Below are 627 nucleotides of genomic sequence, written 5' to 3'. Positions count from 1 at the left end.
CTCCCGCGCGAGCGCCGGGGGCGGCCTGCGGGCTGCGGATCTGCGCCGGTGGCGCCCCGCTCTCGCGGACCTGAGCCTCGCGGACCAGGACCGGCTGGGCGGCGGTCACGGGCTTGCCGATGTCCGCCTCGACGACGAGGTCGGCGGTGCCGCCGACCAGGATCAGGTGCTCGACATCGTCGCGGCGCACCAGCATCAGCCGGCGGCGCGCATCGACGCTGAGGGAATCGACGATCGTCAGCCGCGGACCCGAGCGCCCCCGCGCCAGGGTCGCCCGCCGCCCGCCGATGGCGCGGACCAGCATGACCGTGGCGCCGAGCAGCACGGCGATGACGAGAAGGGCAATGCCGAGCCGGACCGGAAAGTCGAGCTGGGTGCCGAAAATCTGCTGCAACATCATGCCTCCGCTGGCTGCATGCGGGAACGGGAGTCAGGGCGGACGGATGACCGTGGGTCCACAATGCGCGATCTTGCGCGCCCAGGCCCTAAGGTTTTCTTGATAATCATGGCAGGATTTAAACCGGACGCGAATCTAGAATTGTTTTGATCCCGTTCGCGCGGGGTCCCGGGGGAGGGGGGCCGCCTGGCTGACGCAACGCGAGGGGCGCGCCCTCCGAGGGCAAGGGC

Annotated in this window: 1 protein-coding gene; it reads right to left on the bottom strand. The window is 70.5% G+C overall.

Features of this window, described 5'->3' with window-relative positions; translation table 11 throughout:
* Nucleotides 1-397 (bottom strand): flagellar biosynthetic protein FliO (locus AC2W7M_RS26985; RefSeq protein WP_486136305.1); only part of this gene is annotated, 397 nt, incomplete at its 3' end.
* Between the last annotated feature and the right edge of the window lie 230 nt (nt 398-627).

It is taken from the genome of Xanthobacter sp. BG11Y11_SDJG, from assembly GCF_057364445.1.
This window is presented reverse-complemented; position numbering and strand designations above follow the sequence as displayed.